The 26906-nt window shown below is 36.7% G+C and carries 23 protein-coding genes; 20 read left to right on the plus strand and 3 right to left on the minus strand.

What is annotated here, in order from left to right:
• The first annotated feature begins 19 nt into the window (after positions 1 to 19).
• The 4 genes from NST77_RS03905 to NST77_RS03920 all read left to right on the plus strand — a co-directional run bounded on the left by NST77_RS03905 (position 20) and on the right by NST77_RS03920 (position 6310).
• Complete coding sequence (locus NST77_RS03905) at positions 20 to 2008, plus strand: YjhG/YagF family D-xylonate dehydratase (protein WP_095332321.1); 1989 nt, start codon at positions 20 to 22, stop codon at positions 2006 to 2008.
• 92 nt (positions 2009 to 2100) lie between these two features.
• Complete coding sequence (locus NST77_RS03910; RefSeq protein WP_123257349.1) at positions 2101 to 3495, plus strand: MFS transporter; 1395 nt, start codon at positions 2101 to 2103, stop codon at positions 3493 to 3495.
• Between the two features lie 115 nt (positions 3496 to 3610).
• Positions 3611 to 5179 carry a glycoside hydrolase family 43 protein gene (locus tag NST77_RS03915; RefSeq protein ID WP_095332325.1) on the plus strand — a complete coding sequence of 523 codons (1569 nt, stop codon included), beginning with the start codon at positions 3611 to 3613 and terminating at the stop codon, positions 5177 to 5179.
• 618 nt (positions 5180 to 5797) lie between these two features.
• Positions 5798 to 6310, plus strand: coding sequence for a DoxX family protein (locus NST77_RS03920; protein ID WP_095334082.1), 513 nt, complete (start codon positions 5798 to 5800; stop codon positions 6308 to 6310).
• Positions 6311 to 6339: 29 nt separating this feature from the next.
• Here NST77_RS03920 and NST77_RS03925 read toward each other — a convergent pair whose 3' ends face one another.
• Positions 6340 to 7236, minus strand: a complete 897-nt coding sequence (locus tag NST77_RS03925) for a LysR family transcriptional regulator (RefSeq protein ID WP_095334080.1) — start codon at positions 7234 to 7236, stop codon at positions 6340 to 6342.
• Positions 7237 to 7364: 128 nt separating this feature from the next.
• On the opposite strand from NST77_RS03925, the gene NST77_RS03930 reads away from it, so the two are divergent.
• The 9 genes from NST77_RS03930 (at position 7365) to NST77_RS03970 (ending at position 16143) form a co-directional block, all read left to right on the plus strand.
• The gene (locus tag NST77_RS03930) at positions 7365 to 8633 is read left to right on the plus strand and encodes an APC family permease (RefSeq protein WP_095334078.1); all 1269 of its coding nucleotides are present in this window, start codon (positions 7365 to 7367) and stop codon (positions 8631 to 8633) included.
• Between the two features lie 77 nt (positions 8634 to 8710).
• Positions 8711 to 9388 (plus strand): DUF554 domain-containing protein, encoded by a 678-nt coding sequence (locus NST77_RS03935; protein ID WP_123257351.1) that lies wholly within the window; start codon positions 8711 to 8713, stop codon positions 9386 to 9388.
• 85 nt (positions 9389 to 9473) lie between these two features.
• Positions 9474 to 9953, plus strand: a complete 480-nt coding sequence (locus tag NST77_RS03940) for a pyridoxamine 5'-phosphate oxidase family protein (RefSeq protein WP_095334074.1) — start codon at positions 9474 to 9476, stop codon at positions 9951 to 9953.
• A 264-nt stretch (positions 9954 to 10217) separates the two neighbouring features.
• Positions 10218 to 11330 carry an ABC transporter ATP-binding protein gene (locus tag NST77_RS03945; RefSeq protein ID WP_095334085.1) on the plus strand — a complete coding sequence of 371 codons (1113 nt, stop codon included), beginning with the start codon at positions 10218 to 10220 and terminating at the stop codon, positions 11328 to 11330.
• A complete protein-coding gene (locus tag NST77_RS03950) occupies positions 11327 to 12265 on the plus strand; it encodes a carbohydrate ABC transporter permease (RefSeq protein WP_095334072.1) in 939 nt (312 codons plus the stop codon). The genes NST77_RS03945 and NST77_RS03950 overlap by 4 nt, the downstream gene beginning before the upstream one ends.
• Positions 12262 to 13080 (plus strand): carbohydrate ABC transporter permease, encoded by an 819-nt coding sequence (locus NST77_RS03955; protein ID WP_095334070.1) that lies wholly within the window; start codon positions 12262 to 12264, stop codon positions 13078 to 13080. The genes NST77_RS03950 and NST77_RS03955 overlap by 4 nt, the downstream gene beginning before the upstream one ends.
• 47 nt (positions 13081 to 13127) lie before the next feature.
• Positions 13128 to 14465 carry an ABC transporter substrate-binding protein gene (locus tag NST77_RS03960; RefSeq protein ID WP_123257352.1) on the plus strand — a complete coding sequence of 446 codons (1338 nt, stop codon included), beginning with the start codon at positions 13128 to 13130 and terminating at the stop codon, positions 14463 to 14465.
• A 75-nt stretch (positions 14466 to 14540) separates the two neighbouring features.
• Entirely contained in the window at positions 14541 to 15302 is a 762-nt protein-coding gene (locus tag NST77_RS03965; RefSeq protein ID WP_341122748.1) for a glycerophosphodiester phosphodiesterase, read from the plus strand.
• On the plus strand, positions 15295 to 16143 hold the full coding sequence (locus NST77_RS03970; protein WP_341122749.1) for a glycerophosphodiester phosphodiesterase: 849 nt from the start codon (positions 15295 to 15297) through the stop codon (positions 16141 to 16143). Before NST77_RS03965 ends, NST77_RS03970 begins: the two co-directional genes overlap by 8 nt.
• A 61-nt stretch (positions 16144 to 16204) precedes the next feature.
• Here the strand turns inward: NST77_RS03970 and NST77_RS03975 are convergent, their stop codons facing one another.
• A complete protein-coding gene (locus NST77_RS03975; protein ID WP_095334062.1) occupies positions 16205 to 17449 on the minus strand; it encodes a helix-turn-helix domain-containing protein in 1245 nt (414 codons plus the stop codon).
• 120 nt (positions 17450 to 17569) lie between these two features.
• On the opposite strand from NST77_RS03975, the gene NST77_RS03980 reads away from it, so the two are divergent.
• The 3 genes from NST77_RS03980 (at position 17570) to NST77_RS03990 (ending at position 22259) form a co-directional block, all read left to right on the plus strand.
• Positions 17570 to 18862 (plus strand): MFS transporter, encoded by a 1293-nt coding sequence (locus NST77_RS03980; protein WP_095334083.1) that lies wholly within the window; start codon positions 17570 to 17572, stop codon positions 18860 to 18862.
• A 256-nt stretch (positions 18863 to 19118) separates the two neighbouring features.
• The gene (locus NST77_RS03985; protein ID WP_095334060.1) at positions 19119 to 21485 is read left to right on the plus strand and encodes a polyprenyl synthetase family protein; all 2367 of its coding nucleotides are present in this window, start codon (positions 19119 to 19121) and stop codon (positions 21483 to 21485) included.
• A gap of 39 nt (positions 21486 to 21524) precedes the next feature.
• On the plus strand, positions 21525 to 22259 hold the full coding sequence (locus NST77_RS03990) for an MBL fold metallo-hydrolase (RefSeq protein ID WP_341122750.1): 735 nt from the start codon (positions 21525 to 21527) through the stop codon (positions 22257 to 22259).
• A gap of 24 nt (positions 22260 to 22283) precedes the next feature.
• Here the strand turns inward: NST77_RS03990 and NST77_RS03995 are convergent, their stop codons facing one another.
• Positions 22284 to 22766, minus strand: a complete 483-nt coding sequence (locus NST77_RS03995) for a GNAT family N-acetyltransferase (protein ID WP_095334056.1) — start codon at positions 22764 to 22766, stop codon at positions 22284 to 22286.
• 121 nt (positions 22767 to 22887) lie between these two features.
• On the opposite strand from NST77_RS03995, the gene NST77_RS04000 reads away from it, so the two are divergent.
• The 4 genes from NST77_RS04000 to NST77_RS04015 all read left to right on the plus strand — a co-directional run bounded on the left by NST77_RS04000 (position 22888) and on the right by NST77_RS04015 (position 26879).
• Positions 22888 to 24342, plus strand: coding sequence for an amidase family protein (locus NST77_RS04000; RefSeq protein ID WP_123257357.1), 1455 nt, complete (start codon positions 22888 to 22890; stop codon positions 24340 to 24342).
• Between the two features lie 382 nt (positions 24343 to 24724).
• The gene (locus tag NST77_RS04005; protein WP_047941533.1) at positions 24725 to 25099 is read left to right on the plus strand and encodes a hypothetical protein; all 375 of its coding nucleotides are present in this window, start codon (positions 24725 to 24727) and stop codon (positions 25097 to 25099) included.
• Between the two features lie 44 nt (positions 25100 to 25143).
• The gene (locus NST77_RS04010) at positions 25144 to 25842 is read left to right on the plus strand and encodes an SDR family oxidoreductase (protein WP_095334050.1); all 699 of its coding nucleotides are present in this window, start codon (positions 25144 to 25146) and stop codon (positions 25840 to 25842) included.
• Between the two features lie 182 nt (positions 25843 to 26024).
• On the plus strand, positions 26025 to 26879 hold the full coding sequence (locus NST77_RS04015) for a GNAT family N-acetyltransferase (protein ID WP_341122751.1): 855 nt from the start codon (positions 26025 to 26027) through the stop codon (positions 26877 to 26879).
• Positions 26880 to 26906 lie beyond the last annotated feature (27 nt).

A 26906-nucleotide genomic window follows, 5' to 3' on the forward strand; every position in this document is an offset into this window, starting at 1 on the left:
GATATTGGAGGGTGATAGGATGACATTACCATTTATATTTGAAAACGAGAATAAATCTCTTTATGAAGTAAAAACGAATGCAAAGGGGCCAACTGGAACGCTACCACTTACTGCACAAATGCTGGAGGATTCGCCGAGCGGGGATTTATTCGGACTTAGCCAAAATGTAGGGATGGGATGGAAACCGAAAGATTTATTAGGAACAGAAGTCCTGATTCTAGGTACAAAAGGTGGTATAAGAGATCATAATGGTGAACCAATCGCGCTAGGGTACCACACAGGACATTGGGAAGTTGATATCCTCATGGCAGAGGCAGCAGAAGAAATTCGAAACCATAAAGGTGTTCCCTTTGCGGGTTTTGTTAGTGATCCTTGTGACGGTCGTTCGCAAGGAACATTAGGAATGTTTGATTCTTTTCCTTATCGAAATGATGCTGCAATTGTTTATCGGCGTTTAATTCGTTCATTGCCTACTAGAGAAGCAGTAATAGGCGTTGCAACATGTGATAAAGGATTACCTGCCATGATGATTGCGCTTAGTTCTATGCATGATTTGCCAACTATTATTGTGCCTGGTGGTGTTACGCTGCCTCCAGCAATTGGGGAGGATGCAGGGAAAATCCAAACAATTGGCGCACGATTTGCCAATAAAGAGATTAGTTTGAAGGAAGCGGCAGAGCTTGGCTGCGTGGCATGTGCTACACCAGGAGGAGGCTGTCAATTCCTTGGTACTGCTGCAACATCGCAAGTAATTGCGGAAGCACTAGGCATAGCAGTCACTCATTCAGCACTTGCTCCTTCTGGACAAAAGATTTGGGCAGAAATGGCAAGGCAGTCAGCAAGAGCTGTTTTAGAAATGGAAAAGAATCAAATTAAAACAAAGGACATTATTACAGATAAAGCTATCGAGAATGCAATGGTTCTTCATGCGGCTTTTGGTGGTTCAACCAATCTTTTATTACATATTCCAGCTCTTGCACATGCTGCCAAATGTAAAATACCCACAGTAGATGATTGGGCAAGAATAAATCGCAAAACTCCACGTCTAGTAAGTGTTTTACCTAACGGACCAGATCATCATCCAACAGTTCGTGTTTTTCTTGCTGGTGGTGTACCAGAAGTAATGCTTCATTTACGAAAATTAGGGCTTTTACATGAAGATGTCCTAACTGTTACTGGTCATACTTTAGGAGAGAACTTAGATTGGTGGGAAAAATCCGAAAGAAGAACGCAATTAAGGAAACGTTTATTAGAAGCAGATGGTGTCAACCCTGAGCAAGTAATTATGGATCCTGCTACAGCAAAAGCAAGAGGGCTTACTTCCACGATCACCTTTCCAAAAGGGAATATTGCACCAGAAGGATCTGTTATTAAATCAACTTCAATTGATCGCACTGTAGTAGGAGAAGATGGAATCTATAGACATACAGGAACAGCGAAGGTATTTACATCGGAGAAAGCGGCTATTACTGCAATAAAAACTGGGGGAATAAAAGCAGGAGATGTAATGGTTGTAATGGGAGGAGGTCCATCTGGAACCGGAATGGAAGAAACCTATCAATTAACGTCTGCTTTGAAATATTTACCTTTTGGCAAATATGTATCCTTAATTACGGACGCACGTTTTTCAGGTGTCTCAACTGGAGCCTGCATCGGTCATATCGGTCCGGAAGCATTGAGCGATGGACCGATTGGAAGGCTGCGAAATGGAGATTTAATCGATATTATGGTTGATTGTGAAAACTTGATAGGAACAGTTGATTTTATTGGCACAGAAGATCAGCGATTGTCAAAAGAAGAGGCAACATCCGTTTTAAAAGCAAGAGAAGCGCATCCAGACCTTAAACCAGATCCTAATTTGCCAGATGATACAAGGCTTTGGGCGGCACTGCAAGCGGTTAGTGGCGGGACATGGAGAGGCAGTGTGTATGATGTTGACCGAATTATTGAAGTATTGGAAGCAGGGAAGAAGGCGTTAGCGAAAGAAGAAGGTTCTTTCATAAGATAGTGACACAGTATCTTAGTAGAAGATAGCTCTGATTGTCGTTGTAAGTTTGAATTAATTGTAAGCGTAAACAAAGTTATGGATGGAGGATTAAGATGTCGACCAATTTACAAAGGGAAGAGGTTACTCCGGCACAAAGTGCACCAGCTGGTGAAAAGATAAGTTTAATGGAAAGATTAGGGTATGGTTCGGGTGACTTAGCTAGTAATTTTATCTGGCAAGCAATGAGCATTTTTATTGTGTATTATTTTACAGATATCATTGGCATTGCAGCAGGGATTATAGGATCCATCATGTTGTTTTCCCGGATTTTTGATGGGATAACAGATATATTGATGGGTTACGTCATAGATAAGACGAAATCAAAGCATGGTAAGGCAAGACCTTGGCTATTATGGCTTGCGATTCCTTTTGCAATCTCAGCTGTATTACTGTTTACCGTTCCGGATGTAAGCACTGTTTGGCAAGTTGTTTATATTACAATTACCTATAATTTAGTTTGTTTGGTCTATACTGGCTTAAATGTACCATATGGAACCTTAAACTCCTTAATTACACAAAATCAATACCAAAGATCTATTTTAAATGTATTTCGTATGAGTTTTGCGTTAATAGGATCACTTATAGTCAGTAATTTGACCCTTCCACTTGCAAATATCTTTGGAGGAGGCCAATTTGGATGGATTATAACTTTCCTTATTTTTGGATCGATTGGTAGTAGTCTTTTCTACTTTTGTTTCAAATCAACCACTGAAAGAGTTAAGCCTGCTAGCAAGGAACAACAGCAAAATCCCGTAAAGCTAAAAGATAGTATAAGAACGCTTGGGAAAAATAAGTATTGGGCACTTGTGACGACATTTATCTTTATGACCTATATTTTTAATGCCTTAAATTCTGGAGCAGTCATTTATTTTGCTCAGTATATTTTAGATGACACCCTTCTAGTTGGACTTGTAACAACAGCTTATACAGTATTTATCCTTTTAGGAATGGTAATTGTAGCACCAATTACGAAAAGGTTTGGTAAAAGAAATGCCATTATTGTTGGGGAAGTAATTACGTTAATCGGTTATCTAATTATGTTAATTGACATCACTAATATAGCATTAATTGTAGCCGGTACGATAATTCGAGGAATCGGTAAGGCGCCGATCAATGGAAGTATGTTTGCGATGCTAGGTGACACGATCGAGTATGGGGAGTGGAAAACAGGTATTCGAAATGAAGGTATGGTATATAGCGGCGGAAGCATGGGTATCAAAATCGGTAGTGGATTAGGCACTGCTATTATAGGATGGGTATTATTCATTGGTGGATATGTTGGCGGCGGAGGCACGCAATCGAGTGCAGCATTGCTTTCTATTCAATCCTTGTTTATTTACATTCCAATGGCAATTACTGTTTTCTTAATTATCCTCATGCTATTCTATCGTTTAGATAAAATCTATCCTCGTATTATTAGTGATCTAAAAGCTAGAAGCGCAAACTAATTTCTAACAATTTATGTTATAGCAATAGTTGAAGCTAGTGGGAATGTACTAGTTTTGTAGATTCCTTTCCTAAATTACCTTAGAATTTACCAATGTTAAGAAAAGGGGTTATGAAATGAGTAAAATAATCAATCCAGTCTTGCCAGGCTATCATCCTGATCCTTCTATTTTACGAGTTGGAGATGACTATTATATAGCGGTCTCTACTTTTGAATGGTTTCCAGGCGTACAAATATATCATTCTAAAGACATGATTAATTGGAGATTGCTAACATATCCATTAACAAGAGAATCTCAATTAAATATGATTGGAAATGTCAATTCAGGAGGGGTTTGGGCGCCCTGTTTAAGTTATTCAGAAGGGATGTTTTTTTTAATCTATACAGATGTAAAAAGTAGAATGGGAGCTTTTAAGGATACACATAACTATTTAGTGACAGCTGAAAATATTGAAGGGCCTTGGTCTGAGCCGATTTATCTTAATAGTAGTGGATTTGATCCTTCCTTGTTTCATGATGAGGATGGGAGAAAATGGTTAGTCAATATGATTTGGGATTTTCGTAAAGGAACTAATTCTTTTGCAGGAATCGCCCTGCAGGAATATTCTGTAGAAGAAAAAAGGCTAGTGGGACCGGTACAAAATATTTTTAAGGGCTCAGAGATAGGGTTAACAGAGGCACCTCATATATATAAGCGGAATGGCTATTATTATTTAGTAACAGCAGAAGGAGGAACTTGGTATACCCATGCGGTTACAGTAGCAAGGTCAACTTCTTTATTTGGTCCATATGAAATAGATCCAACCAATCCAATCTTGACATCAGATGAGAGCAAAAAAGACCAGCTGCAAAAGGCGGGGCATGGAAGCTTGGTGGAAACTCAAAATGGTGAGTGGTATATGGCACATTTATGTGGAAGACCGGTTGTCGATAAAAAATGTATATTAGGGAGAGAAACTGCTATCCAAAAATGCTATTGGACAGAAGATGATTGGCTGCGTGTTGAAGGAGGACCAAATCCATCAACTATTGTAGAGGGACCGGATTTACAATTACATCCATTTGAACAAGAGAGCAACTTTGATGATTTCCAAGGTCATTCCTTAAAAAAATACTGGAACTCATTAAGAAGAATATTCACGGAGGATTGGATTTCACTAACAGAACGACCAGGTTATTTGACATTAAAGGGTGGAGAATCGATGAGCTCCCTCCATCATCAAAGCCTGTTAGCACGCAGACTAGAAAGTTTCACGGTGGAAGTAGAAACAGCAGTTGAATATACACCCGAAAACTTTCAACAAATGGCGGGATTAATTTTTTATTATGATACAGATGATTATGTGTACCTCCGAATTACAACACATGAAACGTTAGGAAAATGTATCGGAATCATTGAATCCAAGCATGGAGTTTATGATGAATTACTCGATCAAGATATACCTTTAAAATCTAAAGGGGAGGTTAAGGTAAAAGCACAAGTTGATCAGCAATGGCTACAATTTGCTTATGCAGAAGAAGATGAATGGAAGAATATTGGCAGTAAAATCGATATTAGTCATTTATCAGACGATGATGCAGATTATATACGCTTCACTGGGACCTTTGTTGGGATATGTACACAAGATTTAAGCGGGCAAAAGAAACCAAGTTATTTTTCATACTTTAAGTATGATGAGTTGTAAAAACAGAATATCACAAGATGGGGCTGAGACAAAACTAAAAAGGATATGCTTAAAGCTGAATAATCATTTGTTGAATTAGACGAATGATAAATAAAATCTATTTTTGTTTCTCGCCCCATTTTATAAGATTAGTGAAATGGAGTGGAAGACACTCGACTCCTGCGGGAAATAGAGGAAAGGCTGAGACCCCGCAGCGCAGTGAGGAGGCTCAGCTTCCTCCCCGCGGAAAGCGAGTGACTGGAGCGCAATGGAACGAACTTGTTTTTTAGCTATAAAAAGGATAAATCAGCGAAAAGAAAAACCCAAACTATTACGATGTTTTATTGTATTATAGTTTGGCTTTTTCTTTATGTAAAATTCTTTTGTCCCACCCTCATCTTGATGTGATAGGAAAAGGTATAATTAATTATTTTTCCCCATAGATAGTGATATTTATGAACTTAGTTCACAACTTTGCCATAACTTTGTGAACTAAATGTGAAATACATCACAATATACTTTTCGATAGTGGAAATAGTGTTATTATATAAGTGTAGTAAGAAACAAACAAGATCTTGTAGAAGTAAATGTGAATCAATGAACAAACTAATAATTAATCATTTTAAGGAGATGGAGAAAATGTTAGATTTATTAAGAAATAATAAAGTAGTCGCAGGAATATTGGCTTTCATCCGAATTTATCTTGGTTATCAATTTATCCATGCAGGATATGAAAAATTAACAAGTGGTGCCTTTGACGCAAGTGGATTTTTACAAGGGGCGATCGCAAGCAGCACAGGTGAACACCCAGCGGTACAAGGATGGTGGGCAACATTTCTAGAACATGTAGCACTGCCGAATGCAGATATATTCACTTTCTTAGTTCAATGGGGAGAATTATTAGTAGGAATTGCATTAATTCTCGGTTTATTCACAAGCTTTGCAACTTTAATGGGAATGGTCATGAACTTCGCATTCTTGTTTAGTGGAACAGTAAGCACAAACGGACAAATGATCTTACTAGCCATTTTCGTAATCGTGGCAGGGGCTAACGCTGGTAAATTTGGTCTTGACCGCTATGCAATGCCATATATCAAAAATCAAATAAATAATAGAAAAAATAAACATAAAAAAGAAGCAGCCGTTGCTTAAGAAGTTTAAAAAAGGGAAGCCAGTTACAATTAGTAGCTGGCTTCTTTTACATATGCAGTTCTTTTTTCTTCTTCTTGTTTAAAATAAGCTTTTGCTTCTTCGATAAAATAATGGACGATTGGAGAAACCCATCTGCTTTTATGGTAAAAAAGAAAGGAAGCGACTTGCCCATGTTTCTTATCTAAACGCCGTGCAGATAATCGTCCATCCTTTAATTCATTTTGAATGGTAATTTCCGGCACAAGCGCAAGTCCCAACCCACATTGTACACATTGCTTAATTGCCTCAATGCTCCAAAACTCATGAAAAGAAGTTGGTGTAATATTTTCTTCCGCTATAAATTTATCAAAAATGGTCCGATAGGGGCAGTTGCTTTCCGAATAAAGAATAGAATTAGGCTGCATATGACTAGGGGAAGAAATGATACTCATATTTTCGTCTAACATTTTAATGGTTTCTAAGGACGGATTCTTCTTGAATTCTAGATTAAGAAGTAAGGCGATATCTAAATCGCCAATCTCTACTAAATGCTGCAGTTCCTCACATGTCCCCATTCGAACAGATAAATGAACATCCGGAAATTTCTCTTTATATGCCTGAATGATAGTAGGAAGACGGTAAACAGTTAATGATTCTGAAGCCCCAATCGTTATTTTTCCTTTTTTCATACTTGAAGATTGATGTAGTTCTTTTGCTCCCTTATGCAGGCGCAGCATTTCATTTGCATAAGGAAGAAATGATTTGCCCAGCTCTGTTAACGCAATGGATTTGCCGAGACGATCAAAAAGTGGGCCTTCTAGTTCCATCTCTAATGCTTGTATATGGGAAGTAATCGAGGATTGTGCATAGCCAAGCTGAGTAGCCGCCTTAGCAAAACCACCAGCTTCCACAATGGCTTTAAACGTTTGTAAATGGCGTATTTCCATATAGTATCCTCCTGTTATCGGTATAATCGATATTATTTATCGTATATATCTATTTTACTGAATGATAAAAGGCAAATACAATAGGAAAGGAGAAATAATTAAAAAACATCAGGAATGGGGAAAAAAGAATGAATCAAAGAAAAATTGGTTCCTTGACTTTAAGTGGGTTAATTATTGGACCACTCCTAGGATCAGGAATTATTTTATTGCCAACTATTATTTATGAAAATATCGGAAACTATGCGATCTTTGCATGGTTCATTATGTCCATCATTGGCATATGTTTTGCTTATGTCTGCGGAGAGTTAATGATACAGTTTCCAGGGGAAGAAGGGCTTGGTAATGCCATGGAAAAGGCATTTGGAGCAAGAATAAAAAATCTTTCATCTGTTTTTCTTATGATTGCTGCTTTGATGGGACCAGTTGCAGTGATGATGACAGCAGCTGAATATATTCAAACTTGGCTATTTCCAGGCAAGATCAAAGTAGAATGGATTGCGTTTATTTTACTCATCATGAACGGGTTGATACTGTTATTTCGTCTTAATTTTCTTGGGAAATTGTCTTTTATCATCTCCACATTTGCCGTATTGATATTAGTCAGTGGAAGTGTATTTTCTTTAATAAACCATCCTTCTGATACTTGGGATTTTCCTGTATTTCATTTTTCTTCCTTTGGTTATAGTCTCTTATTGCTTTTTTGGACAATAGTCGGCTGGGAGATTGTTGGGAATTATTCTAGTGAGGTGAAAAATCCAAAAACAACCATTCGGAGAGCGATCTTTTTTAGTGCGGCTGTCATTTTGGTTGTTAATTTAGTCCTTTCTGCTGCTGTTCAGTGGACAACATATACAGGCACGTTTACTATTCGTTTAACGGGGATTATGTATCCATTGTTTGGACAGCTGTCTATTGGCTTATTGGCAATCGTCGCAACAGGACTTTGTATAACAACACATTTAATGGTTGTTGGTGGAGTAGCAAGACTAATAGCATCGTTATCAAAACCTATTTCCTCTCTCCATTTTCTAACTAAAAAGTTCTCTAATGGAGCACCATATAAAGCAATTGGTTTGCTTGTATTTATCCATCTTCTGTTTGCCTTTTTAGTCTTATTAAAATTAGTGACAGTAGAACAACTTGTTAGCCTTGCAAATGCCTTTTTCATTGCTAATGCTCTAATTGGTCTTTGTGCAGCAATTAAGTTATTGAAAAAACCATTGTTAAAAGGAATGGCTATAATGTTAAGTATCTTGTTTGCCATATTGCTTTTACGGTCATCCATTATTGCATTAGTCATTATCCTTGTTTTAACTGGATTATTTAGCGGATGGCACAAGAGAGAACTAACCGGCAAGAAAAGAGTGATGTACGATAAAAAAATGACCAAAATGTAGGCAAGATAAGATAAAATGGCTTATATAGTGAGTGACCGTATGCTATTCATTAAATTTAAGCCAAGGAGAAAAAGAAATTGATTGGAACATTATTTAACTGTTTTATGATTTTAGCAGGGTGCATGATAGGCAGTTTTTTGAAAAAGGGAATTAAAGAGGAGTATCAGGATATTTTAATGCAGGCAATGGGACTTGCTGCAACTGCACTGGGAATCCATTCCATTGTTCAATACATGCCAGACAGTAAATATCCTGTTCTGTTTATAGTCAGTCTAGCTATTGGTGGTTTGATTGGCGAAAGGTTAGATATTGAAAATGCTTTTAAACGAGTTGTAGGCAAATTCTCAAAGGGAAATTTGGCAGAGGGATTATCGACTGCGATTTTACTTTTTTGTGCAGGGACTTTATCCATTTTAGGACCAATTGAGAGTGCATTAAGGGGGAATCATACCTATCTATTTACAAATGCTATTTTAGATGGCGTAACATCGATTGTTCTAGCATCGACCTTTGGATTAGGAATTGCTGTTTCAGCTCTCGTTTTATTTGTGTGGCAAGGCTTTTTTTACGTAACAGCAGGCTTGCTGGCAAACTTTTTAACGCCAGATTTATTAGCAGAAATATCGATTATTGGTGGAATTCTTATCCTAAGTTCAGGACTTAGCATACTAGGAGTTAAAAATTTCAAGACATTAAATCTATTGCCGGCTCTGTTCATACCAGCAATTTGGTTTATAATTCTAAAGCTCTTTTAAACAAGGAACTTATGTCTAATCACTTTTGATTAAAAGTTTTTAATAAGGGTAATATACTTTTAAAACAGTTAAAGAGGTGATTACGATGGATAATACAATGAAACAAGAAGAACTTGAAACGTTAAGAGATCTGATTAAAGATGTCGATACAGCCATGTTGACAACTATTTCAGAAGAAGGGCTAGTCTCCCGTCCAATGAAAACGCAAGAAGTAGAGTTTGATGGTGATTTATGGTTTATAACAAAGAAAGACACCGATAAGTATGAAGAAATTTTACATGAAAATGAAGTGAATATCTCTTATGCAGGTAAATCCTATGTCTCGATAAGAGGTAGAGCGGAAATTGTAGAGGACATCGCCAAGAAAAAAGAATTATGGAGTAAGGCCTACGAAAAAATCATGAAAACGTCTTACGACGATCCGAATGTTGTTTTGATTAAAATAAAGGCAGAAGCAGCAGAATATTGGGATACTAGCTTTACAAAAAACATTGTCTATTTTTATAAAAGACTAGCAGGCAAAGAAGCGGAAAACACAGACATTAACGAAACAATTGAATTATAAGAATTCAAAAAAGCTCAGAGAACTTCTGAGCTTTTTTTATGTGGAGAAAATTAGGGGCCTGTTCTGATGAGAGGTAAATAGAAATCAAGAGTATCTCCAAAGAGTTAATTAGGAGAGAAAATTAAAAAAATATGAAGAGTGTAAAGCGAACTTGAAGTTTGTCAAAGGACTATTAGGTGTTTGTTAATGATTGGTAAATTTGGCTATTTCGTTAAATTTATATGGTTAAATAGGGATGTAATTCAATTGGGGAGGGGTTTGTTAGTGATTGCAGTAGAATTGAAGGACATTTCAAAATCATACGATAGACAAAAATCGGTAATTGATCAGATAAGTCTTTCCATAGAAGAAGGGGAATTTTTTGTGCTAGTTGGTCCATCAGGATCCGGGAAAAGTACATTATTACGAATGATTGCGGGTCTTGAAGAAATTTCTGGGGGCGTATTGAAGATGAATAATAAGATTGTCAATCACCTGCCTCCAAAGGAACGTAATTTATCTATGGTCTTTCAAAATTATGCCTTATACCCACACTTAACGGTTGAACAAAATATTCTCTTTGGTTTACGTGCCAAAAAAATAGACAAGTTAGAACAGCAAAAAAGACTACAGGAAACAGCTGAGATGATGGGATTAACGGATCTATTAAAACGTAAGCCGAAGGAATTATCTGGCGGTCAAAGGCAGCGGGTAGCTCTTGCTAGATCTGTTGTCAGTGAAGCGCCAATTTGTTTAATGGATGAGCCACTTTCAAATTTAGATGCAAAGCTCCGCGCCCACATGAGAATAGAAATCCGCCGTTTACAAAAGAAGCTCGGCTTAACGATGATTTATGTAACCCATGATCAAGTAGAAGCAATGACAATGGGGGATCGAATCATGGTTTTAAATGATGGGAAAATCCAACAGGTAGGCGAACCGATTACTTTATATAATCAACCAGCCAATTTGTTTGTTGCGTCTTTTATTGGTTCTCCGAAGATTAATTTAAGTAAAGGGAATTTAATTGATTATAAATTAGTGTTGGAGAGTGGTTTGCAAATTAGCATGGATAAAGAAGAAATTCTACCACTATTATCCTATCCAAATTTAACGATGGGGATAAGAGCGGAACATATTTTGCCAGCAGCTCCAGAAGAGAAGACGCACACTTTAGAGGTACTCAATGTAGAGCAGCTAGGAAATGAAACACTGTTAACCTTTGAAGTGGGTAATGAGCTTTGGACGGCTAAATGGTTAGGGCAATGGCGGATTCAGGCAGGAGATCATGTACCAGTTCAGTTGTCCTCTAAAAATATTTGCTTTTTTGATTCTGAATCAGGAGCATTGATTAGACCAGCAATTGCAGTCAAAGAACAAGAGGTTGTTGGACTATGAGTGAGGTTGTATATCGGCAGGAAGTGGAACCTTCCATTGATTTTATAAAAGAAAAAAAGAAGCAACATTTACAGTATTGGCTGAAAGGAATGCTATTTCTATTACCTTCTATTCTCTTATTTAGTGTTTTCTTATTTTATCCATTAGGAAGAACTATCTTTTTAAGTTTTTTCTTAACGGATAATCGAGGTGACCCAACAGTCTTTGTAGGGCTGGAAAATTACTTGGAAATTTTCAAATCTGCTATTTTCTTGCAAAGTTTAAAGTCAACCTTGTTTTTTGCTTTATACACAGTTCCAGGAACGATTATCGTCAGCTTATTTCTAGCGATTCTTGCCAATGAAAAGTTACGTGGAATTGGTGTTTTCCGAACCGTGTTTTCCTCTTCCATGGGGATTTCAGTTGCGGCAGCATCTGTATTTTGGATGTTCTTATTTCATCCGACAATTGGGTGGCTGAACCGTATTATAACAACATTTGGAATAGAGCCAATTGGCTGGCTGACCGATCCTAATTGGGCACTTTTTTCTGTATCTGTTTCTACCATTTGGATGAATGTCGGATTTACCTTCTTAATTTTATTAGGAGGACTTCAATCGATTGATTCTTATCTCTATGAAAGTGCTGATATAGACGGAGCCGGCTACTTTTATAAATTAAGACGGATTACGATTCCGATGCTTTCTCCCACTTTATTTTTTGTCCTGACTGTAACATTAATAAATGCCTTTCAAACATTCGGTCAAGTAGATATGTTAACAAGAGGTGGACCGCAAAACGAAACGAATTTAATCGTTTATTCTATCTACCAAGAGGCATTTATGAATTACCAGTATGGAACAGCAAGTGCACAAGCAATTATTCTTTTTGTCATCATTTTGGTTCTTACCATTATTCAATTTAAGCTTGGGGAAAGGAAGGTCCATTATCAGTGACATTGCCAATTCATAAAAAAACTATCTTTTACATTCTCTTAATCGTTTCGGCACTGCTCATTTTTTCGCCAGCTATAATCGCTTTTCTAATGAGCTTTATGTCTTCACAGGATATTATGACGGGAAAAATAATTCCAACCGGATTAACATTGGACAATTACATAAAAGTGTTTGAACGCTTTCCTTTAATGCAATATTTATTAAACAGTTTCATCGTTTCCCTTGTTATCATGCTCGGACAATTAATACTTGCTAGTTTAGCTGCTTATGCATTTGTTTTTTTAGAGTTTAAAGGGAGAGATTTAATCTTCTTTATCTTTATTGCAACCATGATGGTGCCATTTGAAGCATCTATCATCCCAAACTTTCAAACGATAAGAAATCTAAACTGGCTGGATCATTATAATGGTTTAACCATTCCGTTTTTTGCAACAGCCTTTGGTACGTTTCTCTTACGGCAAAATTTTAAACAAATTCCCAAAGAACTTAAGGAAGCAAGTGAAATTGCGGGAATTGGGGATCTTAAATTTTATTTAACGGTTGTTCTGCCAATGGCGAAAACAAGTTTGATTACACTAGGCGTGTATGGGTTTGTTACATCTTGGAATATGTATCTCTGGCCCCTACTGGCGACAACAAATGATAGTGTACGTACTGTTCAAATAGGGTTAAGGCAGCTTCAATCACAGGAACAGTTAAATGAATGGGGCGTTATTATGGCAGGAGCAATAATTGTTGTTCTGCCAACATTAATCCTATTATTTTTAGGGCAGAAAAAGCTTCAGAAGGGATTAACGGAAGGAGCTTTAAAATAATTTTTTCACGGTATTTAACTAACTGATATTTGGGGAGTGAAAGGAAAATGAAGAAAACAAAGCAGTTATTCAGTATATTCATGCTATCAATCGTTTTATTTATGGTAGGCTGCAGCAATAATGCAGAATCATCTACTAGTGGTGAAAAACAGGTGGGGCCAACTACCGTTACATTCTGGCATTCTATGGGCGGAGCAGCTCAAGAAGCATTGAATAGTATTGTAGAGGAATATAACAGTTCACAGGATAAGGTGAAAATCAAGGCAGAATATCAAGGTACATATGATGAAGCATTAACAAAATTCCATACAGTTGCAGGGACAGAAAGTGCGCCAACGATGATGCAGGTTTTTGAAATCGGCACAAAATCGATGATCAATAGTGGTTTTGTGGAACCGATTCAGACACTCATTGATGAAGATGGTTATGATATGAGCGGTTTAGAAGAAAATATCACAAACTACTATAAAATTAATGATACTTTTTATTCGATGCCATTTAACTCTTCTACACCAGTTATGTATTACAACAAGGATGCTTTTAAAGCAGCAGGTTTAGATCCCGAGAAAGCTCCCGCAACATTTGAGGAAGTAGAAGAAGCTGGAAAAGCGATAGCAAAAGCAAATCCAAAAATGAAAGGATTTGCCCTCCAAGCGTATGGTTGGTTATATGAGCAATTATTAGCTAACCAAGGAGCATTATTAATGAATAATGAGAATGGACGAACAGACACACCAACAGAAATTGGCTTTACGGATGAACAAGGAAAGTCGGTTTTTCAATGGGTTAAACGAATGATTGATGACAAAACCTTTGCTAACTATGGCACGAATGGTGACAACATGGTAGCTGGATTCCTTGCAGGAGATGTAGCAATGTTTATGCAATCGTCTGCTAGCGCAAGAGACGTCATTGATAATGCGTCTTTTGATGTAGGTGTGGCTTTTATTCCCCATCCAGAAGCTGTAGAAAGACAAGGTGTAGTTATAGGTGGAGCAAGTCTGTGGATGATGAAAGATAAGAGTGAGGAGGAGAAAAAAGCAGCCTGGGAATTTATGAAGTACTTACAAACAAAAGAAGTTCAGGCAAAATGGCATGTTGGCACAGGATATTTTGCAATTAATCCAGATGCTTATAGTGAACAAGTTGTAACAGAAGCATATGAGAAAATGCCACAATTGAAAGTTACAGTGGAGCAATTGCAATCTACTAAGTCTTCTTATGCTACACAAGGTGCTTTAATGGATATGATTCCAGAAGGACGTCGCATTAGCGAAACAGCACTTGAGACAGTTTATAACGGTGGCGATATCGAGGAGACGTATAGCAATATGGTAAAACAATTTAATGAAGCAATTGAAAAGGCGAATCGGGCTAGAAAATAATAGATCGTTTAGGAAACAGATTAATTTTATACTAGTTAGTCTGTTTCTTTGCCATTAACAAAGGAGAGAGAAAGCATGAATCAAACCAAAGTATACGGACATAGAGGAGCAAAAGGCCGATTTCCTGAAAATACGCTTCTTAGTTTTCAACAAGCGATACTACAAGGAGTAGATGGAATTGAATTAGATATCCACCTGACAAAGGATGGGGAAGTAGTTGTTATTCATGATGAATTTTTAAATCGCACAACCGACGGAACTGGGTTTGTAAAATCCTATACACTAGAAGAGCTTAAACAATTTAGTGCGGGAAGTAAATTTTCCTCCCTTCCTGATTATGAAGAAAGCTGGATCGCAGAAAAAGTGCCTACATTAAAAGAGGTATTACAGTTGCTTGCTCCATACGATATCGAATTAAATATTGAACTTAAAACTTATACATTTGCATATGAAGGAATTGAAGAAAAGACTCTAGCACTTGTGAACGAATTTGGAAATGGGCGGAAGGTTGTTTATTCTTCTTTTCATTTGCCGACTTTATTAAGAATAAAAGGACTGGATCCATCTGCTTCGATTGCGTGGTTATTAAATCAAGTCATTTCCAACCCTCTCGATTATATAAAAAGCTTGGAATTAGAGGCTTTGCATCTCCATAAAGAAATGGTGATTGATAACTTAAAAGATTGGCAGGAATTAAGAAAGCATGTAAGAGTATGGACTGTAAATAAAAAGGAAGAGTTAACTAATCTTATCGAAGCCGAAGTAGAATCTATTATTACTGATTATCCAGAAGTGGCCATAGCGATTAGACAAGAAAGGACTGTTTCTGTTGAGTGAATTTTTAAATAGAAGCATCCTTTTGCTGATTTTAATTGTCTTCCTTTCTGCCTGCGGAAATAATCAGTCAGTACAAACGATGGTCAGTCCATCTGTGACAGAACACGAAGAAACTCCAAGGGTGATCGCACATAGAGGGGCAAATGAATGGTACAACGAGAGTACCATTACTGCCTATCAAATAGCAGCTCAATCTGGTGTGGATTCATTAGAAATGGATTTAAGAATGACAAAGGATGGCGAGTTAGTTGCCATGCATGATGACACAATCGATCGGACTACAAATGGCAAAGGGAAGGTTTCTGATTACACATCAGAAGAACTAAGAGCGTTTCAAACAATCGAATCGGATAATAGGAAAGAGATAAAGGAAAAAATTCCTACATTAAAGGAAATAATCGAAACTTTTCAAGATACACAAAAGTACTATATTGAGACAAGGCTGGTTGATGGAAAACTAGCAATGGAGGAAAAGCTAATTAACCTATTAAAGGAGTATGGGCTTTTAGACAAAAATTTGGTGACGATTCAATCCTTTTCAGAGGAGAGTTTATTGAAAATCAAAGAAATGGCACCAGATACTGAATTAGCGCTTCTTTTTCGCAAAGGCTCTTTTTCCCTAGAAAAAGCTAGTACGGTTGATTTTCCTATCATCGGCATAGAGTCTACAGATATTACAAAAGAGGTGGTAGACGAATTACATAAAAAGGAAAAAGAGGTACATGTCTATTTTACGAATAAGAAAACGCAAAAAGTGGAACAAGAACGAGTTCACGAATTTGGAGTGGATGGCTATTTCACCGACTTTATTCATTTTACGAAAGAGATTTTAGCAATATAAACAGGGAAAAATGGGGGTGAAGAATTAATTCACGCCCATTTTCCCTGTTTATATTGCATAGTTAGCTTAAACAAATGTTTTTATATGTTTCGTTACACAGAGTTTTAAATATAGAGTCAGGCAGCGGTAAATAGCAGTCATAAGCAATTTTTGCATGTTCTCGTGCTTTATCGATATTATTAAGTTCCTTATAACAAAGAGCAATAAATATATCTTTGGTATAATAAATAGCTTGGTCAACAGGATGGTTAATATGTTTAGGTATATAAATTGTTCTTAAAATGTCGAGTGCTTCTTTATATACTTTTACATAGTACATCGCTTTTCCCTTTTGAAGCATATTCCAATTATCACCGCTTCCTTTTTGAGTGTTTTCGTCAAAAGTTAAATATTGATCAATGATAGGCATTGCTTGATGGTATTCTCCCTTTACATGCAGTAAGTATTCCACATAAATTACATCACAGAGTTCTTCAAAAATTTTATCTTCTACAAATTCACCATATTGCTTTAGTTTTTTTAAGTAGTAATGAAATTTTTCTTCATCTCCCACTAGCAAGGCAACCACTGTAGCAAGCTTATAGATATCGTCTATTTTGTAGTAGAGTTTTTCTTTTCTCGAGTATTCCAATGCGCTTTCCACTGCTTCTGAAGTTGCTTTTATGTCTCCGATTGCTGAATATAAGGCAGCGATATGATAATCCATAGTGACTTTAGTCATAGGATCTATCTTTATATGAGTTGTTTCAATATGATGTCGTTCTTCCAAATAACATTGTAAAGCGTCTTGATAGCGGTGTTCCAAATAAAAGTTTATTCCTCTGAAGAATGCAATGTTTGCCCGATTAGCAGTAAGATTAAGCGAATCATAAATTAATGCTGCTTTATCACAATATAATGCCCATTCCTTTTTATTCAGACAAAATAGACTGCGGCTATAAATTTCCAATAAGCGAGCTGATTCATAGCTTTCATTCAAATTAGAGATATAGGGCTCAATTAAGGCGGTCAGTTTGGAGCATTGTTCTATGGTTTCCTCAGAGTGTTTAAAATAAATACGAAATTCTTCATGTATCTTTTCTGCTTCCTCTAATACTTTTCTTAATTCAACAATACTTACCTTTTCTAATAACTCTGATATATCAACGCCTAGTCTTCCCGCAATATATTCCAAACTCTCCATAGAAGGGCGCGCTTTATTATTCTCAATTTGACTAAGCATGCCTTTGGTTAATCTATCGCCAGCTAATGCCTCAAGGGTCATTTTTTTTTGTTTTCGTAATGTGCGAATGCGTTCGCCTAACATAATCGTACAACTCCTTCTTTCGATAGTTTAATTATATTAAACTTTTCCTTGAAAGGAAAGTTTTGGTGTGATATGATTTGTTTAATTTAATTAAACTTTTAAAGGAAGGACGATGTTTTGGTGAAAGAATATTCGTTAGAAAAGAGGGCCACCTACCATTTATGGACATTCGTCAGTAGTAAATTAATTGCCACAGCTGGGTCACAAATTTATACATTTGCAATTAGTTTATATATTTTGCATTTAACTGGCTCGTCGATGAGTTTTGCCGTAAATATGTTATGCAATATTTTGCCGCGGACAGTTGTAGCACCTTTTGCTGGGTCTATTATTGATAGGTATCCTCGTAAACATATTGCGATTACAGCGCAGACAGCCTCTACCGTATCTATTGGTGGATTGCTGCTTTATAGTGTAACGATGGGATTATCTCTACCTGCTATTTATACAACATCATGTATTTTATCTATAACCTCGATGTTTGCGAGCAATGCTTTTACTTCTTCTTTAACAGGATTAGTGGATGAAAGCCGCATTCAAAAAGCGTCTTCCATGAATCAAATTGCTGTTTCTATTGCGCAAATTGCCAGTCCTGCTATCGGTGGAATATTATTCGGTCTTGTCTCCATGTCTGTTTTTTTAACTATTTTTCTGATTGCCTCGTTGATTGCTGTTGTACTTGATTCCACAATGAATTTTACATTGTTTGAAAAGGAAAAAGAAAAGGCAGAACAACAGGAAACGGTTTGGAGGAGTTTGAAGGCAGGATTAGTTTATGTTAAGAATCAACCGCTATTAGTAGCTATGATTAGTATTAGTCTTATCGTCAATTTTATTTTTACTGCTTTTAATATTGGTTTTCCTTATGTAGTGAATACAAAACTCCATATGCCATCTGTCCAATTTGGAATGGTGGAAGGTGCTTTTGCGGTTGGTACTTTATTGCTTTCTATTTATCTTTCATTAGGAAAGGAATTTAAACAACCCTTCCAAGTAAGTAAATTGGGAATTATAGCGCTAGGAATATTAATGGCAGCTGCAGCTATTCCAATCTTCATTCCGATGTCGGCAGCCTCTATATTTATCTTTTACTTAATGCTAATGTTTTTGTTTGGATCTGTTAATATACTGGTTAATATCCCAATGATGGTATTAATGCAAAAGAAGATTGCGAATGAATATAAAGGAAGGGTTTTTACTATATTAGAGACATTTGCAATGGGAATGATGCCGGTAGGAACACTTATCTTTGGTGTGTTATATGATTATGTTCCTGCGCAATGGATTCTCTTAATAGCTGGTGCCTTATTGATTATATCTGTATTCATCCTTGCAAGGCCATCTGTGATGGAAAAGGCAGCAGAATCAGGGGATACAGTTCCGGTAACCAAACATAGAGCAACTTCTGTATAATAATGAAGCAAATTTCTACAGTTTCCGTACTCAAAATATCTGGGATGAACCATGGTTTTCCGGAGCAGATAAAAAAGCTGCATCTAAAAATCAAAATCTTTATTCTAAAACTCTCCTTCCGTAATAGGAGAGTTTTTTCTATTGATAAATATAAGATTAATAGGAGATAACGAATATTCTAGTTATAATAAAGAGGAAAGCTGATTATATTAGATTAGTTAAATGAACTTTAAGTAAAAGCAGAGGTAATGTTCTTATGGATAAAAAGGTAAAAGATAAAAAAAAGGAGGAATATCGATCGGCAGAGGATAAAGCTGCTCGTTACTTCGAATCCCTTCAAAAGCAGTTAGTGGATAAGGCTTATGTGTCGCGCTTAACGAACGACTTTCAAACATGGAAAATAAACCATATTCATTCTCCATCCATCCTTAGCTATTTTTCCCGAAAAAAAAGAAAACCACGAGTAAAAGGATATCGCCCTTATATAGAGTGGTTAAACTATGCAGGCAAACTAGATAACTATTTGCATAGAAGTGTTTCCTATCTATATATGCGCGACTTAGGAAAGACGCTTTCTTCTCCTTTCACACAAGAAAGAGTTAATGAAGTAGTTGGAAAGGTGAAAAATTATTTATTAAAGAAAGAAACAAAGGAAGATAATATTAGTGCCTCCCGTATATACAAATTAGCTAAAAAAGATGCTGTTGAACATACAATGATTTGGGTTATGGAAAAACTGAAACGAGTGACTTCACATATTCCTGCTGGGATGAGCGTAGAGCATGCCCAGCGAAAAATCTTGAAGATTTTTGCAGGGGTCTTGATGCACGAATTAGAAGAAAGAAGAACCATGGACCTTTCAGACGAAGAGCGCCAGCTGAGGCTAGAAAAAGCTATTAAACTAGGCTTCTATTATGGATTGACCTATCCTTTAATTGATGATTTACTTGATGCCCATATTTTATCACCGGAAGAGGAAGAACGTTATTCTGCTTTAATCCGAAGCGCCTTAGAAACAGGGATAGTCCCACATTTTGGTGTGTGGCATGGAGAAAATAAAGAGCTTATTTCCTTCATTCATAAGGAGTTAAAAGAAGCATTTGAATATATGAAAAAACAGCATGATAATCAAACATGGGAGCTATTTTTAAATCAATCCTATATCTTTTTTCATTCACAAGAGGTCGACAGAAAAAAGAAATTAACTGTTAGCACATACTCTAATGAAGAAATATATATCCCAGTAATCCTTAAATCTTCTGCTTCGCGACAGATTGTTCGCTCGTTGATGAATGCACCAGAGGATGAAGGGTATAATCAAAGAACATTTTATTATGGAATTTATAATCAGCTGGCCGATGATTTAGCCGATATGTTTGAGGATAAAAGGGATGGGGCTGTAACGCCTTATACGTATTATCTGACTTATTATCAAACGAGAAAGGACTTACTTAATCCTTTTGAAATGTATTGGACCGTCATTTCCTATTTGATTCACGATGTCTACCATTCAGATTCAAAAACCCAAGAAGTCTTATTAGACCGTGCAGTTAACGGATTAAAACGACTAAAGGAAAAATTGGGAAATGAGAAATATGATGATTTAATGGGAATTCTCACAAAAGATTTTCCCGTCTTTAATCGATTATTACAGCAGATGGTGGAAAAATCAGATGATGTCGACTTTTTCGATAAGTTATTACGTGATCATATGATTAGTATTTTAAAGGAAAATCACAGAGAACAAGAAGCGTTTTCTGAAATGATTCAATCAACCCGGGTATCTATCGATAATATGCTGCCAATTACAGAAAATGCACAATTGAAAAAAGATATCGTGACAGACGCAGCAAATTATAGTCTTACTGGAAATGGAAAAAGATTACGACCGGTTATTACTAGTTTTATTGGGGAAAAAGAATGGGGATTAGATAATACCCAAATTGCCCCCCTATTACGATCAGTGGAATATATGCACACAGCTTCTCTAATATTTGACGATTTGCCATCGCAGGATAATGCCGCAATAAGGAGAGGACGACCAACGCTGCATGAAGTGTATGATACTGCAACAGCAGAATTAACTGGATTATTTCTGACACAAAAGGCAATAGAAGAACAAGCTAATTTACGTGATTTTGATGAATCCAGGGTATTACAGCTGATTCAATATACAACGAAAGCCACCGCTGATATGTGCAAAGGCCAGATAATGGATTTAGAATCACGCGAAAAACAACTATCTCTTCAAGAACTGAATACTCTATGTTTTTATAAGACGGGCCTTGGATTTGAAGCAGCACTTGTTATGCCAGCAATTTTAGCAGGAGTTCCAGAAAAGGTTAAGGATTTGCTGAAGAAATATGCTTATCATGCTGGAATTGCATTTCAAATAAAGGATGATTTACTCGATGAAGAGGGAAGTAAAGAAATATTAGGAAAAGAGTCTGGAATGGACAAAGACAATAATACATCCACTTTTGTAAGTGTGCTAGGTGTAGAAGGTGCCAAAAAGGAAATGTGGGAGCATTATTGCATAGCGTTAGATGTAGTCGATGCTATACCGAAGAAGACTAATTTTTTAAGGTACTTAGTAGATTATATGGTTAATCGAAATCGGTAATAATAAATAGATATAGATTGTTTAAAGGAGAATAATGTGATGAAAATTACCTTTTTAGGAAAATATGGAGGTTATCCTGGGAAAGAAAGTCCGACCTCTTCCTTCTTATTGGAGTCCGCTGGATTTCATTTATTGGTTGATTGTGGGAGCGGCGTGCTAGCAAAGGTGCAATCCTATGTGGATTTAAAAGATTTAGATGCGTGCATTCTTTCCCATTATCATCATGATCATATCGCAGATATAGGCGTGCTGCAATATGCTATGTTAGTGGAATCTATACTTGGAAATCGCGCAGCAGCTTTCCCAATTTATGGACATAAACAGGATAGCAAGTTTGAGGAATTAACCAACAATATTTATACAGAAGGGCGAGAAATTTCTGTAGGAAAAACATCTAATATTGGACCGTTTACTATTTCTTTTTGTGAAACGATTCATCCTGCCTACTGTTTGGCAATGAAGATCCAAGCAAATGGCAAAACCATTCTTTACACAGCAGATACAGAGTGGAAGGATGAGTTAGTTGTTTTTGCGGAAAATGCGGATCTCTTAATAAGTGAAGCAAGTATATATAAAGATCAGTTCGGCTTGGTAAAAGGACATTTAACTGGTGAAGAAGCTGGGAAGTTAGCGGAACTTGCCGGTGTAAAGCAGCTTTTATTAACCCATCTTCCCCATTATGGAGAACAGGAAAAACTGGTGGAAGAAGCAAAAGAAATTTATAGTGGTTCCGTTCAGTTGGTCTATCCAGGTATGGAAATAGATTTTAAATAGCAGTAAAAAAAGTGTTGGTTTCATTTAATTGAAATCAACACTTTTTTTGCACGGATAAATCATTTTGACAAATTCATATTCTCCACCATTAGTATACTGAAGAAATGTAGCTGTCTCTTTAAAGCCGGCTTTTTTGTATACTTTTATGGCTCGATCATTAAAGACAGCAACAGCCAAGGTGATAAAAGCTGGCGAAAAGCGTTCCTTTATATAATCGATCCCAGTGGCTAAAAAGGTATAGCCAAGTCCTTGTCCTGTTAAGTCTGGCCTTAAACCAAGACCAATATCAATTGTGTCGTTTTCTTCATGATGAATACTAAAAAAGCCAGTGAGTCGATTGTTTTCTGTAACAGCATAAACAGAGTCAGCTCTTTTTTCCCTATCAAGAAAATCTGTTAAATCCTCTTCATCCGCTTCCATATTATAAAACGCATACTTTCCATCATAATGCCAGTTAAAAGCAATTTCCTCTGCTTGCTCTTGGGTAATAAGTTGAAATGAATACATAAAAACCTCTCTTTTTTTTAAATCATAACATATAGAAATATTTTGATAAATGAGAAATTACTCTTCTCTCGTCTAGTTGAACAGGCTATACTTAAGAAAATAAGAAGGGGGCATCAGACAAATGGAAAAAGAAAATCAAATTCTATTTCATATAGAAGAAACAACTATATTAGAAGTACAAAAGGCACTGGATTCGGGTCAAATTACTTCATGGGAGCTAACAAAACAATATATAGAACGAATCAAGACATTTGATTCGACGTTATGCTCCATTAGAGAAATTAATCCAGATGCATTAGCAATTGCTGCTGAACTGGATAAAAAAAGACAAGAAATGGATCAAATTGGCCCCCTTTACGGTATTCCAGTCATCATTAAGGATAATATTGATACACAGGATGCGATGGCCACAACGGCTGGCTCGATTGCCTTAGCAAATAATTTTGCCAAAGAGGATGCCTTTATTGTAAAAAAGCTGCGCGAAGCAGGAGCGATTATTATTGGCAAGGCAAATTTATCCGAATTTGCCAATTTCATTACGGAATTAAATATGCCAAATGGTTATAGCTCATTAGGCGGCCAGGTAATGAATCCGTATGGGCCAGGAGTATGGGATGTTGGTGGTTCAAGCTCTGGCACTGGAGCAAGCATTGCTGCCAATTTTGCTGTGGTAGGAATAGGGACAGAAACATCTGGTTCGATTCTTAGTCCTGCTAGCAATAATTCCCTTGTTGGTATTAAACCAACGTTAGGTCTCATTAGCCGGACCGGAATTATTCCGCTGGCGCATAGCCAGGATACGGCAGGGCCGATGACTAGAACGGTTCAAGATGCCGCTATCTTACTGGGAATAATGGCAGGAGTGGATGAAAGAGACGAGGTGACATTAACAAGTATTGGTCAGCCTAGGGATTATACTGCATTTTTAAAAGCAGATGGTCTGAAAGGAAAAAGAATTGGAGTTGATCGTTCCTTCTTACCGGAAGAGGAAGAAGAAGTTGCATTATTTAATAAAGGCTTAGAAGAATTAACGCAGCAAGGTGCTATTTTAATAGATATGACGATCCACCGTGAAAAATTTGACTCCATTGTTCTTTATCATGAGTTTAAATATGGGATAGATAATTACCTGCGTAAATGTGCAGAAGAAGTTCCTGTCCATTCATTAAAGGAAGTAATTGAGTTTAATAAAAATCATTTAGATGTTGTAAAATATGGCCAGACTATTTTGGAATACTGTGAAACGTTAAATGGAGATTTAGCAGACCCTACCTATAAGGAACATCGGGATAAAGATATTCGATTATCCGCTTTGGAGGGCATAGATGCAGCGATAGAAAAATATGAATTAGATGGTTTAGTATTCGCGAAATATGTAGGCTGTGAGCTGCCAGCAAAAGCAGGCTATCCATCAATTACTGTACCAGCTGGTTATACCCCGAAAGGGAAGCCGATGGGATTAACCTTCACTGGAGTAGCTTATAGTGAACCGAGTCTGATTGAAATGGCCTATAGCTACGAACAAGCAACAAAGCATCGTGTCCCGCCAGCTTTAGCATGGAAAGGGCTGAAATAAGATAAATAGAGAAAGGGATGCCATTAAACTCCGTCTATTCACTCTTTTGAGAATTCCTTATTAAAAATCAAAGTAGAAGAAACAGGTTTTCACTAAAAAGCTATATTAAACTAGCCTTCTTCATCTTATTCATTAGTTAAGCTCCATTCAGGCATAAGCTAACTGGCAGGATAATATATTAATAGAAAGGGTTATTGTTTACTAGCTATCTAAATAGTTTGTCCTAGATTGATTTACGTATATAAGCTATAATAAAAACAAAAAGAAAGCTCTTACATTTAAATCGTATAACCAAAAAGAAGAACGGCTGTTAGTAGAAGATGAGTACTAACAAACGGTTAACAAAATAAGAGGATTTCATGTTTTTAAGGAGGAAAAGCAATTGACTTTATCACGTGTACTAGTTGGTATTTTTAAAAGTTTTGAAGAAACAAAGGAACAGCCTAAGGTTCCTGAATTGAAGACTCGTTATTATAAAAAAAGCCGGGATCGCTTAATGGAAACGATTAAGAATGTAGTCGAAAGAAAACTGACAAATTGGGATCTGAAAAAAGTAGATATGGAGAGAGGAGAAATCGTACTCAGCAAAGGCTCAAGCTTAATGATTGTGACTGTTTACAAATTAGCAGGAATGCAATCAGCTGTGGATGTTTATTGCTCAAAGGAAGGGACTTTGGGTGATTTCGGCTCAAGCTATAAACATATTCAACATTTTTTTAAAGCACTTCATACAGAGATACAGCCAGAAAAAGGGTAAATGTCAATAATACTACATTCATTTGGAATGGAAGTGGATAAAAAGTGAAAATATTAATTACCGGGGCAAATCGAGGCTTGGGAATTCATCTAACTAAAACTGCTTTGAAAAGGGGACATACTGTGCTTGCAGGAGTTCGAACGGTTCAGGAAACTTCTCCTATTAATCTTTTGAAAGAACAATATCCAGATCAACTACATACATATTACCTTGATGTTACTCAGGAAGAATCAATTATCAAAGCGGCTGAACTTGCTGCCAAGGATGTTGGAGCCATTGATGGGATTATTAATAATGCAGGAGTGTTAACAGAACGAGGGAAAAAGATCGAAGAATTAGATTTCGAGCATGTCCAATTTACGATGGACGTCAATGTATTAGGACCAATGAGAGTAATGAAGCATTTTCTTCCGCTTATACATAAAGGCGAGGACAAAGCTATTATTAATATTTCTTCCGAAGCAGGAAGTATCCAAAACGCCTATGGAGGAGATTTCCCGTACGGTATTTCCAAAGCGGCACTGAATATGTTTAGTGTTCAATTATCAAGATATGTAAAAGAAAAGAATATTACGGTATATGCTATTCATCCTGGCTGGATCAAAACGGATATGGGTGGGGAAGATGCAACAGGCTATCCAGACGATTCGGCAAAGGGGATATTAGATATTTTAGAAGGAAAAATCGTCGGAACGAGTGAATTAGGTTTTATTGATTTTAGAGGACGGGAAATGAAAATCTAAGTAATATATAGATAGTATCAGAAATGGGCGGCACGATGCAAAGCTATTTCTGATTTTTTTTTATGTATGGAAACTCTTTTAAACGAAATGATAAAAGAAAAATCCCCACTTTTTGTAGATTCCCATTATAATAGAAATATTATTTATAATATTCTGTTGATTTGTTTTGGAAGGAGAATCTGATGAACAAGGAAAAAATCGTAACAATGCAGCTTTTAAATCAAAAACATATGGAAGAACTGCTTTCTCTAGCGACTATTGTCGGCTGGGATTATGATAAGCAAGAAATCCGCACTTTACTTGCTTCGGGGACGGTCTTTGGGCATGTTAATGATAAACATACGGTGGTATCCTGTGCCGCAATTATTCCATATGGAAGCAATTTGGCATCTATCGGTATGGTTATTGTTCATCCAGATTATCGTGGAATTGGTTTAGCCAAGGAGTTATTAGTTACATGTATGAATCAGTTTTCAAAAGATTCTGCCCTTATGTTAATTGCCACGCGAGAAGGAAGACCAGTTTATAAAAAATTGGGATTTAATGATTATAGTCATGTGACGAAACTACTTGGAGAAGGGCAACAGTGCAGACAATCGCTAAATGGTTATACGATAAGCCCATATCAGTCAAAAGATTTTAAAGAAATGCTCAAATTGGACAAAGAGGCATTTGGCTGTGAGAGAGACCTGTTTCTAAAGAATAGATTTGAGCAGGCAAAAGAAGTAATAGTGATAAAGAAAAGTAATTTGATTGTTGGCTATGCTGCTGCTGTAAAAAAGCCTGCTAATCTAGTAATAGGTCCCGTTGTTGCTCAAAATGATGAACAGGCTATGCTTCTTATACAAACAATCATCTCTAACAATAGGGGGATGATAAGAATGGACCTAGTAGAAGGGAAAAAAGAGATAATAAAAGCACTCGTAGAATTAGATTTTCAAGAAAAGGATCGTCCTCCGGTAATGGTTAAAAATAGCGAAGCGTTTCCTGAGAGAAATGGCAGTCTTTATGTAATTGCAGCCCAGGCTTATGGATAAAGGATTTAGATTTGCCAAATAAGAAAG

Source organism: Niallia sp. FSL W8-0177 (genome assembly GCF_038006285.1).
GTDB lineage: Bacteria > Bacillota > Bacilli > Bacillales > Cytobacillaceae > Niallia > Niallia circulans_A.